This window comes from Streptomyces regalis (genome assembly GCF_001509475.1).
GTDB classification, from domain to species: Bacteria; Actinomycetota; Actinomycetes; order Streptomycetales; family Streptomycetaceae; genus Streptomyces; species Streptomyces regalis.
This window is the reverse complement of record NZ_LLZG01000398.1, coordinates 1-16,402: the sequence shown is the minus strand read 5'-3', so window position 1 is coordinate 16,402 and position 16,402 is coordinate 1. Positions and strand designations below refer to the sequence as shown.

The 16,402-nt window shown below is 72.1% G+C and carries 16 protein-coding genes; 7 read left to right on the top strand and 9 right to left on the bottom strand.

Going from position 1 to position 16,402, the window contains the following annotated elements; translation table 11 throughout:
- Positions 1-93: 93 nt before the first annotated feature.
- Both ADL12_RS42445 and ADL12_RS42440 read right to left on the bottom strand, forming a co-directional pair.
- Positions 94-606 carry a hypothetical protein gene (locus ADL12_RS42445; protein ID WP_062713506.1) on the bottom strand — a complete coding sequence of 171 codons (513 nt, stop codon included), beginning with the start codon at positions 604-606 and terminating at the stop codon, positions 94-96.
- Positions 603-2,330: a PHP domain-containing protein gene (locus tag ADL12_RS42440; protein ID WP_062713504.1), complete on the bottom strand. Its 1,728-nt coding sequence runs from the start codon at positions 2,328-2,330 to the stop codon at positions 603-605. Before ADL12_RS42440 ends, ADL12_RS42445 begins: the two co-directional genes overlap by 4 nt.
- A 263-nt stretch (positions 2,331-2,593) precedes the next feature.
- Between ADL12_RS42440 and ADL12_RS42435 the strand changes: the two genes are divergently transcribed.
- A complete protein-coding gene (locus ADL12_RS42435; RefSeq protein WP_062713503.1) occupies positions 2,594-3,913 on the top strand; it encodes a jacalin-like lectin in 1,320 nt (439 codons plus the stop codon).
- A 201-nt stretch (positions 3,914-4,114) separates the two neighbouring features.
- On the opposite strand, the gene ADL12_RS42430 is transcribed toward ADL12_RS42435, so the two are convergent.
- The 3 genes from ADL12_RS42430 to ADL12_RS42420 form a co-directional block, all read right to left on the bottom strand.
- Complete coding sequence (locus tag ADL12_RS42430; protein WP_062713502.1) at positions 4,115-5,038, bottom strand: aminoglycoside phosphotransferase family protein; 924 nt, start codon at positions 5,036-5,038, stop codon at positions 4,115-4,117.
- A 146-nt stretch (positions 5,039-5,184) separates the two neighbouring features.
- Positions 5,185-7,500: an ABC transporter permease gene (locus ADL12_RS42425; protein WP_062713501.1), complete on the bottom strand. Its 2,316-nt coding sequence runs from the start codon at positions 7,498-7,500 to the stop codon at positions 5,185-5,187.
- Complete coding sequence (locus ADL12_RS42420; RefSeq protein WP_062713500.1) at positions 7,497-8,204, bottom strand: ABC transporter ATP-binding protein; 708 nt, start codon at positions 8,202-8,204, stop codon at positions 7,497-7,499. Before ADL12_RS42420 ends, ADL12_RS42425 begins: the two co-directional genes overlap by 4 nt.
- A gap of 60 nt (positions 8,205-8,264) precedes the next feature.
- Here ADL12_RS42420 and ADL12_RS42415 point away from each other — a divergent pair, with 60 nt between their 5' ends.
- The 5 genes from ADL12_RS42415 (at position 8,265) to ADL12_RS42395 (ending at position 13,103) form a co-directional block, all read left to right on the top strand.
- A complete protein-coding gene (locus ADL12_RS42415; protein WP_244188255.1) occupies positions 8,265-9,290 on the top strand; it encodes a sensor histidine kinase in 1,026 nt (341 codons plus the stop codon).
- A complete protein-coding gene (locus ADL12_RS42410; RefSeq protein ID WP_062713499.1) occupies positions 9,287-10,009 on the top strand; it encodes a response regulator in 723 nt (240 codons plus the stop codon). Before ADL12_RS42415 ends, ADL12_RS42410 begins: the two co-directional genes overlap by 4 nt.
- A 231-nt stretch (positions 10,010-10,240) precedes the next feature.
- Complete coding sequence (locus ADL12_RS42405) at positions 10,241-10,843, top strand: TetR-like C-terminal domain-containing protein (RefSeq protein ID WP_062713498.1); 603 nt, start codon at positions 10,241-10,243, stop codon at positions 10,841-10,843.
- 60 nt (positions 10,844-10,903) lie between these two features.
- Positions 10,904-12,313 carry a prenyltransferase/squalene oxidase repeat-containing protein gene (locus ADL12_RS42400; RefSeq protein WP_062713496.1) on the top strand — a complete coding sequence of 470 codons (1,410 nt, stop codon included), beginning with the start codon at positions 10,904-10,906 and terminating at the stop codon, positions 12,311-12,313.
- 37 nt (positions 12,314-12,350) lie between these two features.
- Complete coding sequence (locus tag ADL12_RS42395) at positions 12,351-13,103, top strand: hypothetical protein (protein WP_062713495.1); 753 nt, start codon at positions 12,351-12,353, stop codon at positions 13,101-13,103.
- Between the two features lie 73 nt (positions 13,104-13,176).
- Here the strand turns inward: ADL12_RS42395 and ADL12_RS42390 are convergent, their stop codons facing one another.
- The 4 genes from ADL12_RS42390 to ADL12_RS42375 all read right to left on the bottom strand — a co-directional run bounded on the left by ADL12_RS42390 (position 13,177) and on the right by ADL12_RS42375 (position 15,886).
- Positions 13,177-14,049: a trypsin-like serine protease gene (locus ADL12_RS42390; protein ID WP_208614731.1), complete on the bottom strand. Its 873-nt coding sequence runs from the start codon at positions 14,047-14,049 to the stop codon at positions 13,177-13,179.
- Between the two features lie 112 nt (positions 14,050-14,161).
- The gene (locus ADL12_RS42385; protein ID WP_062713492.1) at positions 14,162-14,581 is read right to left on the bottom strand and encodes an NUDIX hydrolase; all 420 of its coding nucleotides are present in this window, start codon (positions 14,579-14,581) and stop codon (positions 14,162-14,164) included.
- Positions 14,582-14,654: 73 nt separating this feature from the next.
- Complete coding sequence (locus ADL12_RS42380) at positions 14,655-15,431, bottom strand: isocitrate lyase/PEP mutase family protein (RefSeq protein WP_062713489.1); 777 nt, start codon at positions 15,429-15,431, stop codon at positions 14,655-14,657.
- Positions 15,428-15,886 (bottom strand): hypothetical protein, encoded by a 459-nt coding sequence (locus ADL12_RS42375; RefSeq protein ID WP_062713549.1) that lies wholly within the window; start codon positions 15,884-15,886, stop codon positions 15,428-15,430. Before ADL12_RS42375 ends, ADL12_RS42380 begins: the two co-directional genes overlap by 4 nt.
- 29 nt (positions 15,887-15,915) lie before the next feature.
- Here ADL12_RS42375 and ADL12_RS55840 point away from each other — a divergent pair, with 29 nt between their 5' ends.
- Positions 15,916-16,314 carry a hypothetical protein gene (locus ADL12_RS55840; RefSeq protein WP_208614730.1) on the top strand — a complete coding sequence of 133 codons (399 nt, stop codon included), beginning with the start codon at positions 15,916-15,918 and terminating at the stop codon, positions 16,312-16,314.
- Positions 16,315-16,402: the final 88 nt, after the last annotated feature.

The window sequence follows — 16,402 nt, the reverse complement described above, 5'->3', positions numbered from 1 at the left end:
GCCGCGCCGGTATCGGCTCCAGCATGCTGCCGACCGGACACCGGGCCGAGTACATCCGACCCGGTGTCCGGCCCGGTGCGCGGTGACCGGCGCTCAGTGGTCCGCGCAGCACGGCGTCGGGGCGGGCACCTCGAAGGGGACGAGGGTGCCGCCCACGGCCGGCATCGCGGTCAGGACGAGTTCGCCGTCCTGCCATTGCGGCCGTACGTGATCCCATGTCACCAGGCGGGCATGGGGGTCCGGCCGGCTCGGCGAACCCAGGACCGTCACGCGGTCGATCGCCGAGCGCGCCAGCGCGTCCCCCACGGTCAGCGTGCCGGTGAGCTCCGCGACCCCCGGGTAGAGCACCGCCCGGCCCACCGCGTCCGGAGCCCCGGGCGACACCTCGTGCCCCTGCGCGGTGAGCCGCTCCTGCGCGGTCCGCAGGAGCGGCTCCGTCGGGAGGGTGAAGGAGAGCGCCACGCGCGGCCGGTCTCCCCGCACCAGGTGGGTGCAGCCGAACACGCCCTCGGGCAGGGCGAGTTCGGCCGCCAGGGTGTGGAGGAGGTGGTCGGCCGCGCGGAGGTCCCGGACGTCCGCGTCCACGGTCAGGACATACGGCGTCATGAGGGCAGGACCCACACCGGGTTGGAGTAGAACCACAGGTCGCGCCACGGGTCGGCGTCGCCGACGACGTCGATGGCCGGGCCGGCCGGGTCGACGGCGGCGCCCATCGGGCCGACGGCGGTGCGGTTGCCGTCGGTGCCGCGCAGGCGGACGTAGACGGGGTGGTCGACCTTGCCGAGGTCGTAGGTGAGGCGGACCGTGCCGGTCGACTTGTTCACGTCGTACGACTTGACCACCTTCGCCGTCGGTGCGGTGAACGTGTCCTTGTCCGCGACCGGGCCGGTCACATCGCCCTGGATGACGTCCACGCGCGCCAACTTCGGCAGGAAACCCGCCCAGTTGGGGCCGCCGGCCGGTGTCACGTCGACCGTCAGCGTGACGTTCGTGCCCTTCCTGACGTGCAGGGCGCCGCCGAGTGTGGCCCAGCGGCGGCCGCCGGCCACGCGGACGTCGAGGGCGTCGACGAGTTGGCCGTGGTCGACCCAGACGCGGCCCGCGCGGATGCCGTCCATGACGGCGGCGTAGGAGAAACCGTCGGCACCGACGTGCGTACGGCTGTACTGGCCGGGCCAGTAGTCGCCCTGGGTGATGTCGATCTTGCCGCCGTAGACCGGGTCCGGGTACTTGCCGTCGGTGTCGAAGTCGCCGCCGGTGCCGCGCACGGCCGTGTCCGCGTACACCTGGTGGGAGTCGGAGTTGGCGGTGATCCACCACGGCTTGCCCTCGGCGAGGAGGCTGTCCCACAGGCCGCCGACGGTGGCCGTCATCCAGTCGAAGCCGCCCCAGGTGCGGTAGCTCTCCAGCGGGTATCCGGCGAAGGAGTTGGCGCTGGGGTTGTTGTCGTAGATGCCGCGGGCGCGGGCCATGCCGAGCGGGGCGGGGAGGCCGGCCGCCTGGTGACCCGGAGCGCCCTCGAAGCCGACGGCGATCCGGCGCGTGGGGTGCGCGTCCCGCCAGCCGCGGATCTCGTGCGGGGAGTCGACACCACGCCGCGCCGGGTGGTTGGCGAGCATCAGGGCGTCCTTGACCTTGCGCCGCTCCACCTGCTCGGCGAGGAAGTTGAGGCCCGCGACGGCGAGCGCCTCGTTGGCGGGCGTCGAGTCGCCGGCGCCTTTCACTCTGCCGTCGTAGTCGGTCTCGAACTGCTTGAGGACGGACACCTCGTTCTTGCCGGGGTGTACGAAGACGGTGCCGTGCTCGGCGGCCGGGATGTTCCACTCCAGGCCCTGGAAGACGAGCGTGTCCTCGTAGGCGGCCCGCGCCGCCCGGATGTCCGGGTTGACCTTCTCCACGCCGATCCTGGTGTGGGTCTCGCTGCCGTGGTCGGTGATGACCAGCCAGTCCATGCCGTGCCTGGCACCCTGGCGGACCTGGTCGACGACGCGGTACTTGCCGTCGCTGCTGTACTGGGTGTGGATGTGGTGGTCGCCGGCCAGCCACAGGAAGCCGTTCGTCCTGCGGCCGCCGGAAGCGACGGACGTGGCCGCTGCGGAGGCGGCGGCCGGAGTCGGGGCGACGACACTGCCGGCGGCCAGTCCGGCGCCCAGCAGACCCGCCCGGCGCAGTAGCGTGCGGCGCGACTGCTGCTCGGGGCTCAGGGCCTCGTCGGGCACGGAGGTGTCGAAGGCGGCGGGCAGGGGGGCTGCCGCCGCATCGTGCGAGTGGTCGTGGCTGTGATCGTGTCCGTGGTGGTGATGATGGCCGTGCGCGTGCCCGTGTCCCATGTGCCGTGCCCCTCCTGATGCCGCTGCCTTCTGCGGCTGCCTCCTGCGGCGCTGCTGCGCCGTGTGTGGAGGATCAAGGCGAAACATGAACGTTGAACAAGCAGCGAGTGGCGGCCGGGCGCCCTGGACGCGTCGGAACACCACGTCCTTCACTGTTTCCCCAACCGCCCTTGTACGTCACCCTGATTGACAGAGAACCTGAGCAGCGCTCATCTTCCCCTGAGCAGCACTCATCTTCTTCGTCACCCATCGGAGACGCCCCCATGAGAAGACTGATCGGCACACTCGCGGCCGCAGCCCTGGCCCTCACCGGCCTCGCCACCACCGGCTCGACCCCCGCGGTGGCCGCCACCACCGGCACCTTCAACGTCCTGACCTACAACGTCGCGGGCCTTCCGGAAGGCCTCAGCTCCGGCAACCCGGAGAAGAACACCCCGTTGATCTCGCCGCGGCTGGCGGCGTACGACATCGTGAACGTCCAGGAGGACTTCAACTACCACGCGGCCCTGTACGCGGGCGACAACCACCCATACCGCACCGCGACCAGCGGCGGCGTGCCCTTCGGCGACGGCCTGAACACCCTCTCGGACTACGCCTTCGAGGACTTCCAGCGGGTGAAGTGGAACAAGTGCACGGGCACCAACTGCCTGACCCCCAAGGGCTTCTCGCTCGCCCGGGTCCGCCTCGCCGAGGGCGTCTTCGTGGACCTCTACAACGTCCACACCAACGCCGACTCCGACGACGCCGCGCTCGCCGCCCGCCGCGCCAACGTCGACCAGCTGTCGGACTTCATCCAGGCGAACTCGTCCGGCAACGCGGTCATCGTCATGGGTGACACCAACACCCGGTACACCCGCAGCGGCGACAACATCCGCACCCTCGCCGACGAGAACGGCCTGACGGACGCGTGGGTACAGCTGGCCAAGGGCGGCGTCCGGCCGACGCAGGGCGCGGACGCGCTGCTGTGCCCGACGACGGCTCCGCCGAACGGCTGCGAGGTCGTCGACAAGGTCCTCTACCGCGGCAGCAAGCTCCTGACGCTGGACGCCACCCGCTACAACAACGAGTGGGCGTCGTTCCTGGACTCCGCGGGCGGCAACCTGTCCGACCACTTCCCGCACACGGTCGACTTCTCCTACACGCTCAACTCGTCCCTGAAGGCGAGCGACTTCTTCGGCGGCCCGCACGGCACGGCCTTCAACGACGCGGACGACCTGCCGACGTCGGTGTCCCCCCGCACCCTGACCCTGCGCGGCAGCTCCCGCCTGGACGCGGTGTCCCTGACGCACGACGGCGGCCCGGCCCTCACCCACGGCGGCACGGGCGGCACGGCGACGTCCCTGACGCTGGCCTCCGGCGAGCACCTCACCGCCGTAAAGCTGACACAGGGTCAGAAGGACGGCCGTACGCGGATCTTCTCGGCGTCGTTCACGACGGACAAGGGCCGCACCCTGTCCGCCGGTACGGCGACGTCGGACGCCAAGACCTTCACGGCACCGTCCGGTTGGCAGATCGTCGGGTTCACGGGGCGGGCGGGCGACGAGGTCGACAAGTTGGGAGTGCTGTACGCGCCGATCGGCTGACGGCACATACGGCGGCCGCCCACCCCCGCAGCCGTTCCCGGGTGGGCGGCACCGCACAATGTGAACGGCCGCTGCCCAGACGGGAGCTCCGCCACAGCGCCTGGGTGAGTACGGCTGGCGGCTTCAGGACCATGCGCCCCGGACGCCGTTGACCGGGCTGAAGCTGAGCCGTGTGGCACCGGTGCGGGCCGCCTCACCCTCCTAGCGGCGGCCTGTCGTGGTGAGGCGGCGCAGTGCGGCGTGAGCGGGTGGGCCCCAGGTGGGCTTGCCTCCGGGTCGGCCGTGGACACCCGCCTCTCCGATGAGGATGCCGCCGAGGGCGCGCCGTACCGCCCAACCGCGAGCGCGGCGCAGGGTCGCGGCGTCCGGGGTCGGCTGGTAGGCGGCGTAGAAGCGGTCGGCGGCGCCGTCCGGCAGCAATGTCCACGGGGCGGCGAGATCGCAGGCCGGATCGCCCGCGCAGAGTTCGCCGAAGTCGATCACGCCACAGAAAGTGCCGTCCGTGGTGAGGACGTTGGCCGGATGCAGGTCGCCGTGGAGCCACAGCGCCGGGCCCGTCCACTCGGGCGCGGCGACGGCGTCCTCCCAGACCGCGCGGACGGCGTCCGGGTCGGGGATCAGCCCCATCTCGGTGGCCGAGGCCAATCCCTCGGCGAACCCCTCGGCGTGGTCGGCCAGCGGCCCCCCGCGGCCACGGCCACGGCCGGCCGGCGCCCCGTCGGGGGCGGGGCGGTGAAGAGCCGTCAGGAAGGCGGCCAAGGTGTCGGCGGCCTCTTCGGCGCGTGTGACGGGTGCGCGGTCGGCAGGTGAGCCCGGTACCCAGGTGGTGACGATCCAGGGCCGCGGAAACCGCTCGGACGGCTCACCGAGGCGCTGCGGCACCGGAACCGGCAGGGGCAGGTGCGGGGCGAGGGCGGGGAGCCAGGCGTGCTCCTTGAGCAGCAGCGCGTCCGCGGTCTGTGTCGCCCAGGGCAACCGGACGGCGAGGTCGTCGCCGAGCCGCCACAACTGGTTGTCCCAGCCCCGCGCGCCGAGCTTCACGGGGCGGTCGGCGAGGTCCGGGTGCTGGTCCTGCAGGAGGTCCCGGACCAGCTCCGCGGTGATGTCGATCTCTGTGGTGGTCATGCGGAGCAACGGTAGTCAGGGAGCCGCCGATCGCCCCTGCGCGGCCGCCGATCGCCCCTGCGCGGCCGCCGGTCGTCCTGCGCGGCCGCCGGTCGTCCTGCGCGGCGGCCGCCGTTCGACGGCCCCGCCCGCCGCACCCCCCCCGCTCACTCGCTCCGCAACACCTCCGCAACGGTCAGCCGCCCCGCCCTCCGCGCCGGAACCAACGCCCCCAGCACCGCGATCACCAGCCCCGCCAGGGCGAGTGCGGCCAGCGCCGGGGCCTCCCAGACGTCCGTCATGTAGGCGGGCAGGGTGATGTCCACGGCGGCCGTCATGCGCGGGACGACCAGGTCGTAGCCCGCCACGCCCAGCGGGATGCCGAGCAGGGAGCCGATCGCGCCGAGAACCGCCATGGACGTCACCGTCATCACCGTGACCTGCCTCGGCGTCATGCCGATCGACTTCAGCATGCCCAAGTCCCGCCGCCGGTCGCGGGTGTTGAGGACGACCGTGTGGAAGACACCGAGGGAGGCGACCACGGCGAGCATCAGGGTGAGGGCCGAGGCCGAGCCGATGATGGTCTGCGTGATGGCGTTGGAGCCCCGCACATCCGGTGTGATCCCGGCGTCGGCGGCCCGGGCCGCGCGGGCGTAGGCGGCCGGGTCGGTGCCGTCGCGGAGTCTGACGTGGTAGCTGATCGGCTTCTCGTGCGGGGCCAGTGCCGTCAGCGTCGACCAGCCGGCTGCGACCACCCGGGGATTGCTCTGCATGAACTCCCCCACGACCAGCACCTTTTCGGTCCGCCCGCCCTTCTCCAGGCTGACCCGGTCGCCGACCCGTACGCCGTTCTGGCGCAGGAAGGCCGAGCCGGCCACGATCTCACCGTCGCCGCGCATCCACCGGCCCCGCGTGAGCACGTCCTCCAACTGCGGCCGGTCGCCGCGGCGCCCTTCGAGGATCACCGGGTGCGCGGAGCCCGCCAGCCGTACGTCGACGACCGCCCGGCCGGTGACCTCGCTCGCGCCGGGCAACTCGGCCAGCAGGGAGTGGAGTTCGCGGTCACCGTGCTCCGGCTGGATCTCCTTGCCGTCCTTGACGTGGGAGGCGTACACCGTGACCTGGTAGGCGTCGCGCCCCGCGTCGCCGAACCGGGTCATCGTCGTGGCCAGGCCGGTCGCGAAGGTCACCGTCGTCACGCCGAGGACCACGGCGGCGAGCGTCAGGGCGCTGCGGCCGGGCCGGGCGAACGGCAGGCCCACGCCCAGGCTCACCGAGCGCGGCAACCTGCTGCCGGCGAGCCGGCGCTGGATGCCCAGGGCGCGGCCGGCGCGTGGGGCGCTGCCCGCGCTGATCGCCCGCGCCGCCGACATCCGGTGGGCGCGCACCGCGGGGGCGAGCGCGGCCAGGAGGCAGACGGCGGGCATGCCGAGCAGAGTGACGGCGTTCACCCAGGCAGAGACGGAGACGCTGTCGTGGAACACCCCCGCGTCGGGCCCCATGAACACGAACTCGAAGAACGGGCGCGCCAGCACATTGCCGAGGACCGTGCCGAGCGCACAGCCGAGGACCGCCGGGACGGAGATCATCGTGAGGTAGACGGCGACCACCTGCCCCGGCGTGAAGCCGAGCGCCTTGAGCACGCCGATGTGCCGGAAACCGGAGATCACGGCCCCGCTGACCACGTTGGCGATGATGAGCACCGCCACAGCGATGCCGAGGATGCCGAAGGCCATCAGATAGGGGGTGTACGCCCGCGCCGAACTGCTCACCTGGTGTTTGAGGGTGAGATACGACCGTGAGGCGGTGAGCGCGTCCGCCGGGAGCCCTTCGGTCGCCTTGCCCAGCTGCGCGCGCAGCCGGTCGTCCGTGGACGAGTCCGGGAAACGGAACAGCATCTGGGTGACCGTCGGATGCAGGGCGTCGATCTGCTCGGGCGCGACCCAGGCGTCCGCGGTCCGGCTCAGGTCGAAGGCGAACCCGACGACGGTGAGGGCCGGGCCGCCCGAGGGCATCGGGAGCCGTTTACCGAGGTCGTCCGAGGTCCAGTCGGACTGCCGGTTCAGGACGACCTCGCCGGGCCGGGTGGCCCAGCGGCCCGCCCACAGGTCCAGCCGGTCCACGGGGCCTTCGGGGTCGGCGCGGCCGACGACCGTGATCTCACGGCCGAGGCCGAAGTTCATGCTGCCGTCGGGGAATTCGACCGTGGCCTGCGCGTAGGGCCCTGCGGCGGCCTCGACGCCCGACTCCCGCGCCACCTGCGCCAGCTGTGCGTCGGAGACCTCGGCGGGGTCGAAGGCGGCGACCACATGCGGGCCGCGCTGCTTGCCGAAGGCCTTGTCGAAGGGTGCGGAGGCCGCGTCCACCAGACCGAGCGCCACCACCATGGCCACCGTCGAGGTCAGGGTGACCAGCGCGATGACGAGCGTCTGGAGTCTGCGCCGCCGTACCGCCGCGCGGGCGGCGCGCCACACGGCCCTCATGCGGACGGCTCCAGGGTGTGCTCGCCGGTCACCCGGCCGTCGGCGAACTCGATCAGCCGGCTGGCGCAGCGCCGGGCGAGATGCTCGTCGTGGGTGACCAGGACCAGCGTCTGGCCGATCTGGTTGAGATCGAGCAACAGGTCCATCACCTGCTCCCCGGAGCGGCTGTCGAGGGCACCGGTCGGCTCGTCGGCGAGCAGCAGGGCGGGACGGTTCATCAACGCCCTTGCCACGGCGACGCGTTGGCGTTCGCCGCCGCTGAGCACAGCGGGGTAGGCGTTGCGCCGGTCGGCGATGCCGAGTTCGTCGAGGAGCTCTAGGGCACGGCGGCGGGCCTGCCGGGCCGGGGTGCCGGTCAACTGGGCGGCCAGCGCCACATTGTCGAGCGCCGACAGATCGTCGATCAGGTTGAAGAACTGGAAGATCATGCCGATCCGGCGCCGCCGGTACAGGGCGAGCCCCTTCTCGCTCAACTCCCCCACGTTCTCGCCGTGTACGACGACGGTGCCGCCGGTCGGCCGGTCCAGTCCGGCGATCATGTTGAGCAGCGTGGACTTCCCGCACCCCGAGGGCCCCATCACCGCGACCGCCTCCCCGGCCCGGATCTCCAGCGACGCCCCGGCCAGCGCCGTCGTCTCCCCGTACTCCTTGTGCACGCCGTCGAGCCGTACGACGACCTCTCCGCTGCTGTCCTCAGTGACCATGGGCAGGACGCTACGAGGCCGACCCTGGCTCGGACATCCCTCCCCGGATGGCACCTGACCGTGCACCTCATCCTCCGGATGCAGGGCCTGCATCTCCGGGCCGATGCGGACGCGGTGATCGTCTGCCAGGGTGAACCCATGGGGGTGGACTGGGAACCGAACGGCCTGACGGTGGCGCTCGCGGTGGCGTGTGCCGCCGTACTGGCGCTGACCGTCGTGCTGTTGCGGACGCGGCGCCGTTGGCGGGACGCGGTCGGGGAGCGCGGCTGGTTGCTGGAGCGGGAGCGGGAGAGCGCGGCCCGCGCCGCGGTCGCGGCCGAACGCGACCGTATCGCCCGCGAGTTGCACGACATCGTCAGCCACAACGTCAGCCTCATGGTCGTCCAGGCAGGCGCCGCCCGCGAGGTGCTCGGCACGATGCCGGACGAGGCCGCGGCGGCGCTGCGGGCGGTCGAGGACGCGGGGCGGGGCGCGATGACTGATCTACGGCATCTGCTGGGACTGCTGGCACCGTCACCGAGCGGCGAGGACGACGACACGGACGAGAGCTCCGGCGAGAGGACGGGCAAGGGATCGGGCGAGGGATCGGGCAAAAGGCCGGCCCGGCGACCGGGCGTACGACCTGGCGACGAGTACGACGGCACCGCAGCCGACCTCACCCCGCAGCCCGGCCTGGACCGGCTCGGCCGACTCGTCGACCGCGTCTCGTTCGCGGGCCTGCCGGTCGAGGTCCGGATCTCCGGCGAACCGCGCCCGCTCCCGCAAGGGATCGACGTGACGGCGTACCGCATCATCCAGGAGGCGCTCACGAACGCCCTCAAGCACGGCGACGGCAGCAAGGCCGAGGTCACCGTGCGGTACGCGGACCACGCGCTGCGCGTAGAGGTGCTGAACACCGGCCCGAGCGTGCTGACCGGCGGGGCACCGAAGCAGCCCCGGCCCGTCCCCCGGCGCGGGGTGGGAACCGGGCGCGGCCTGCTGGGGCTGCGGGAGCGGGTCGCGGTGTACGGCGGGGACCTGGATGCCCGTCGGCGCCTCGGCGGTGGCTACCGGGTCCGGGCACGCATCCCCCTGGACCGCCCATGACGACACCGCTGACCGACCCCGGGCCGGCTCCCCGCGTCCTCATCGTCGACGACCAGACCCTGATCCGTACCGGCTTCCGGCTGATCCTGACCGCGCGCGGCATCGAGGTGGTCGGCGAGGCGGCGGACGGCGTGGAGGCGGTGTCGTCGGCGCGCGAACTCCGCCCCGACGTCGTCCTGATGGACATCCGCATGCCGAACATGGACGGCCTGGACGCCACCCGCCGCATCCTCCGACAGGCCCCGGAATGCCGGGTGTTGATGCTGACGACCTTCGACCTGGACCGCTACGTCTACACAGCCCTGTCGATCGGGGCGAGCGGCTTCCTCCTCAAGGACGTCACACCCGAACACCTGGCGGCGGCCGTACGCCTGGTCAGCACGGGCGACGCCCTGCTGGCCCCGTCCATCACCCGCCGCCTGGTGGAACGCTTCGCCACCGACCCGGCCCACCCCGACGGCCGGCCCCCCACCGTCCCCGCCGACCTGGCGACCCTGACACCCCGCGAACTGGAGGTCCTGACCCTCCTGGGCCGAGGCCTGTCCAACACGGAACTCGCCGCCCACCTCACCCTGAGCGAGGCCACGGTGAAGTCCCACGTGGCCCGCATCTTCGCCAAGCTGTCCCTGCGGGATCGCGCCCAGGCCGTCGTCCTCGCCTACGAGACAGCGCTGGTCCGGCCCGGGGACACCGACGCGAGAAGAACCCCGCACCGATGAGACTGTTCCATCGGGAGTACGGCAGCCCCGGACCTGCGCGGCCATGGCCACAGCCCGCACCCGGGCACGTACTCCTTCGAGCTGGCCGGCCACCCCGAGCGCGTCGCGCGCCTGGTCCTGGAGGAGACCCCTCCGTCAGAAGTTCCTCGCGGGAGGCTGACCTCACTAGGATGCCCCCTAGGGGCTCTAGGGGCCCAAGGCCAGGTCACGTATCCGGAGGTCACCCGCCCCATGGCCCGCGCAGGACTCACCGCCGACCGCCTCGCCGCGGCCGCGGCCGATCTGGCCGACGAGGTCGGGTTCGAGAAGGTCAGCCTGTCCGCGCTGGCCCGGCATTTCGGGGTGAAGGACGCGAGCCTGTACTCGCACGTCAGGAATCTCCAGGACCTGCGGACGCGGGTCGCGTTGCTGGCCGGCGGCGAGATGATCGACCGGATCGCCGCCGCCGTCGCCGGACGCGCCGGCAAGGACGCGCTCGCCGCCTTCGCGGACGCCTATCGGGAGTACGCCCTTCAGCACCCGGGCCGATACGCCGCGACCCAGATCCGGGTCGATCAGACCCTTGTCGCCGACTCCCCCGCGATGCGCCGCACCGCCGAGATCACCTACGGCATGCTCCGCGCCTACGGTCTGGAGGAACCCGACCTCACGGACGCCGTCCGCCTGCTGCGCAGCACCTTCCACGGCTACTGCGCCCTGGAGTCCACCGGCGCCTTCGGCGCTCCCCGGGAGGTACGCAAGTCCTGGGAGCGCGCTGTCGACGCCCTGCACGTGGCGCTCGTGAACTGGCCACGCAGCGAGCACGACCGGCAGCCGCCCCAGTTGTCACCCTGACCACTTAGACTGGAAGCTTCGCGGAGGTCACACCTGCCGCCACGGGGGAGGGAGCGTGTCTTGTCCCAACAACAGCTCGGACGCGGCCCCTTGAGGTCCCGGCAGCCCGGTCCCACACCTCCCGCTCCCGACGAGGAACCCACGGACGGCTCGCCCCCGGCGCGTTTCGTCGGCTGGCTCGGTGGCCTCGGATGTGTGGCCGCCGGGTACGGCGTGTTCCAGTTCCTGTTCAGTGTGCTGCCCGGCTCCATCGAAGGTTCGGCCGCCCGGTATGTGATCGCCGGCGTCAGTGGCCTCGGCACCTCCGTCGCGGCCTGGCTGGCGGCGGCACTGCTGCGGGCCCGGGCAGCGGCCGGCGAGCGGGCAGCGGGCACCGCCGTAGGATCCGCCGCCATGGCACCGGGGGCGTCCGACCCGCTCCCCCAGGTCTTCGCGTCCGCCTACGACACCCTCGTCGACCAGGTGTCCGTCGTGGACGACCCGGAGCGCGGACGGCTCACCGGCTGGCCGCACTCCCTCGGCGAGGACTCGTCCTCCCGCCCCACCCCCGTCGGCACCGCCTACGGCCTGCACATCATGCTCGACCTCGGCGTGCCCGACGGAAGGCTGAGCACCGGCGACCTGGTGGACACGCTGTGGCGGCTGCGGCTCCCGGACGGCGGCTGGTCGGCGCGCTCGCAGGGGTCCGAGGCGCGTCCGGAGGTCACCGCGCTGGTGCTGGGCGCGCTGGCCAGGGCCGGCGCCTCCGCCGAGCGGCTGACCGCGGAGGTGGACCGGTGCACCAGCGGGTTCACCCGTCAACTCGACCGCGCCGGGCGGGAGTCGACCCATGTCGTGACGACCGTGCTGCGCGGGCTGCTGCGCGCCGCGCCCCGCTCCGAGATCCTGCCCGTGCTGCGCGAGGCCCTCGCGGACGGCGCGATCAGCGACGCGCGCCGCGACCATCTGCGCTGCTGGGGCTACCGCCTCGACCCGCCGCACGGCTGGCCGTCGCCGCTGCACACCGCCCAGGCGGTCGTCGCCCTCGACCGGGCCGCCCGGGTCCTCGGCGAGAACGCCGGTGCGCGCGCCGCCCGCGAGGACGGCGTCCGGTGGCTGCTGACCTGCCCGGAGACGTCGCACCACACCTGCGCGGACCTGAGGAACCTGCACGAGGAGGTACGCCGGCCGCGCACGGACGACCCCTCGCGCCACGAGGTGCTGAACGTACGGCACTTCACCGCCTCCTGGGTGGCACGTGCCCTGCTCTCGCCGGGCGCCGTGGAGGTCGCCCGCGCCGACGGGCTGGAGGAGGCGTGGCGGGTCCGGCTGGACGGGGCCGTCGCCGCGGTGTGGGCGGGGCAGACGGACGGCGTCTGGTTCTGGGGGCGGGGCGACAGCACCGAGCTGCGGCGGCCCATGTGGATGACCTATCAAGGTCTTTCGGCGCTGCGCGCGCATGCCGTATGGATGTATCAGCCGGGTGGCTGAACTCGGCTGTCACGAGCGGTCGTTGGAGGATGAGTGCATGGGCGGTCGGCAGGTTCTGGCGACGCGGCGGCTGCTGGCCGGGGCACTGGACGGTGACCTGCCCGAGCATCAGCTGGCGGCCGCTGCCCGCTCAGTCGTCGCCGAACTCGGCTCCTCCGACCGACTGTTGGAGCTGATCGCCGAACTCGCCTCCGGGGAGGGCGATCCGGAGGGCTGCGCCCGCCTGTCGTACCGTCATGTCCTCGGCTTCGACAAGCTGCTGCTGATCGACGGTGGCCCGCGCCACATGCTGCGCGCGCACGTATGGCATCCGGGCGCCGGCGGAATCGGCGAGGAGGACATCCACAACCACCGCTCGCCGCTGGCCTCCTATGTCGTACGGGGCCGGCTGGCCATGGAGTTGTACGAGGTCTACGGCGAGGACGGTGAGAGGGGCCATGACCGTGTCGACGGTATCGCGGCGGCCCGGTACGAGGAGTCGCTGGCGCAGCGGTCGGCGGACTGGGTGCTGGAACCGGCGGGTGCGGCGCGGCTGCGGCTGACGCATGTGGGGCAGTACGCGGCGGGCAGCTCGTACGCCCTGCCCGCGCACACCCTGCACCGGGCCTGGTGCGACACGGACGCGCCGACGGTGACGTTGTTCCTGGAGACGGGCGCCGGGCGGCGGCGCCACACTGATGTGTTCACGGCGGCCGGCCCGCATCCGGGTGCGGTGGAGAAAGTTCCGCTGGGTGTGCGGGACTATCTGGACGCGTTGAGCGATCTGGCGGAACGGCTCAGGGCGTTGTGACAGGGGCGTTGTGACGGCTTGCGGTACCCCGCCGCCCGGCGGCTTTGTGCGCCGGGCAGCGGGGTGGCCCGGGTTACGGGAGTTTCACGAACGGCGACAGGAAGGCGCGGGCGCCCGGGGTGTCCAGGCGGTACGTCACGTTCGTCGCGTAGCACGGGGTGTCGCCGGTGATCGTGGTGGCGGCCAGGACGTATCTGCCGCCGATCACCGCGAAGTTGGGGCCGCCCGAGTCGCCGTAGCAGGCACCGCCGTTGCCCTGTGGCGCGGTCATGGCCAGGCGTGCCCAGGAGTTGTTGAGGGCGTCGAAGGTGACGGGCGCCTTCATGCGGACGCCGCCGCCGGGGTGGGTCTGCCCGCCGGGTCCGTTGGCGGCCTCCTGGGTGCCGTAGCCGGCGACGAACCAGTCGGTGGCGTTCAGGCCCTGCGGTCCGAGTGCACCGAGTTGGTTCGCGGTGGGCAGGGTGGCCGGGGTGAAGGTCCAGCGGGCCTTGACCTGCGCGGCGGGCAGTTCGATCACCGAGATGTCGTGGGTGTCCGACGCGGGCCCCGGGAAGTCGGGGTGGCTGTGGGCGGCGCCCTGGACGGCCACGGCCCTCGCCTGGGCGGCCGGGTCGCCGGGGTACTTCTTGGCGGCGGCGTCGAGGCCGGCCTGCACGTCCTGGTCCAGGGACACGTAGAACTGCACGTTGTCGGGCCAGTCGGTGGTGCAGTGCGCGGCGGTCAGGAAGGTGTCCGCGTCGATCATGGTGCCGGAGCAGACCCAGTCGACCCGGTCCGGGGTCGCGGGATCGCCGTCGTTGTCCCAGGTGGCCACGAGCGCGCCGACCTCGGTGCGTTCGGGTGCGGGCGTCGCGTTGTACGAGTTGATGGCCGAGGACGGCAGCGCCGTGGCGAGCACGGCCGCACAGGCAGCCGCGGTGACGGCGGTGGCGCGTATGGCTGACAAAAGAACTGACCCTTCTGCAGGTGAGCTTGGGTGTTCTCCTGTGGGGGGTGCGCCAAGTGAAACGTCTGGGGGCTGCTGCGACAAGAGAATGCCTGCTCCCGCAGGGTTTTCCCTATGTGAAGGCCTGGTGCACGATGTCCAGGTTGTACGCGTCGACCTCAACGCTGGTCAGCTCGGACCGGCCGAGCCACCGCGCGTCCTGATCCGGCTCGGGGAGGGTGACGCTCGCGGACAACGGCCTGACCAGGAAGTTCTCCTGCCAGTTCTTGATCTCGTGCCCCCGGTAGTCGCTGAGGAAGGACGATTCGCCGACCTTGCGGACGATTTCGCCGAGCAGTCCGGTCTCTTCCTTCAGCTCCCGCAGGGCACCGTCCTCGGGACTCTCACCGGGCTCCAGCTTCCCGCAGGGGACACCCCACACCCGCGGCAGGAACCGTTCCTTCTCGCTGCGGCGCACCAGAAGCACCCGCTGCTTGTCGTCCATCACGACGGCGGCCGCCAGTCGCCTGTCGCCGGGGATGTCCATGGTCATGGTTCCTCGGTCCCTCGCCGGTGATGAGTCCAAAGGGTCTGATACCCGGGAAAGAGTCAAGGCTAACAGGGCCCTACGTCCCCTCGCTGTGACTCAAGTCGCCCCGGCGGCTGAGCGCGTCCACTTCACCGTACGACGGTGTGGGCCCGGTCGGTGCCCGGCCCGCCCGAATCTCCGCGACCGCCTCCACGGCCGCGCCCAGCGCCCGCCGGTAGAGGAGCGAGCCGAGGCTGACCCGGCGTACGCCGAGGTCGGCGAGGTGCGGGACGGTGGGACCGGTCGGTGTGCAGAGAAGGTTGAGAGGGAGGTCGAGGTGCTTCACCAGGGCGGCGATCTCACCGGGGTCGGTGAGTCCGGGGACGAAGACACCGTCGGCACCCGCGCGTTGGTAGGCATCGAGACGGGCCATGGTCCCCTCGCCGTCGCCCAGCCAGTAGGTGTCCGTCCGGGCGTTGACGAAGAGGTCCGGTGCCGCCGCCTTGACGGCGGCGATCTTCGCGGCGTGCAGGGCGGCGGAGCCGAGACGGTCCTCCAGGTTGATGCCCACGGCTCCGACGGCCGCGAGTTCACGGGCGAACTCCCCCACCTTTTCGGGGTCTTCGCTGTACCCGTCCTCCGTGTCGACAGAGAGAAGGTACGGCTCCGAGCCAAGAGCGAGTGCGAGCCGGAGCGTCTCGTCGCGGGTGGCCGACGTCCCGTCGGGCAGGCCGGCGGCCGCGGCGACACCAAGGCTCGTGGTGCCGACGGCGCGGAAGCCCTGGGCGGCGAGCGCGGTCGCGGAGGCGTGGTCCCAGGCGTTGGGGAGCAGCAGAGGCTCGTCGCCGTGGTGAAGGCCGGCGAAAGCGGTCACGACAGGTCTCCTACGGCGTCGGCGTAGTACGTCGATCCCTCCAGGTGGTGGGCGAGTTCGCGGAAGCTCCAGCCTTCGCCTGGTGAGTCGTCGAGCTGGTCGTCGCTGAGGGCGTCCAGCCGGTTCGCCCAGATGCGGGCGAGGCGGGTCAGCCGGCTGCGGGCCTCGTCGAAGTCCTGCGGGGTGAAGGGCGCGAGGTCGGCCTCGGTGGTGACGGTGGAGGCGTGCCAGTGGTCGGGCCGGGGCTCCTCGCCGGCCAGGCGGGCCTCCAGTTCGGCCAAGTGGTCGATGAGGTGGTCGGCGACGCGGCGGATCGCTTTGTGCGGGGTGTACACGCGGTCGTCGACGTGGGCGAGCTTGCCGTCCCAGTTCGGCCAGGTCGCGGCGAGCGTGAGGACGTGGTCGACCATGGCAGTGACGGCGTCGGCGGGGGTCCGAGGAGCGGTGTCGGTCATGCTCCGCACGCTAGGCGCACATCGTTTCGGTGGCGGCCGAAGCAGCGGCCGACCTCATCGCCGGACACGTCGTACACACGCCGTGTCCGCCCTGGTCGACGAGGTGCTCGTGGTCCCGGACCGGGAGGCGGTGCGGGGCGTGCTCGAGCACGCCGAGCACGCCCTACGTCACCGCCTTCGCCTCCCGCGGCGCCGCGTCGGCCGCGAAGAACCCGGACGACGCGAGCGGCCGCGGCAGGACGGTCAAGCCGAAGACCAGTACGCACCAGGTGACAGTCGCCTTCCTCAAGAACCGCAGCACCCCTGCGGGCCAGACGATCCACCTGTCCGGCACCAAGAGCGTCGAGCACGTCAACGTCCGCATCGCCCCGTACGGCAAGGACCGCCTCCTGCTGTCCTGGGAGTCCGTCAACATGGCCCGGGCATGAATGCCCGGGCTTGCAGCTCGTGACCATCACTGGCGGTGGTGGCCCGGCCGCGTCCAGATCTCACGCAATGAGGGTGAGTTCAGGGGCC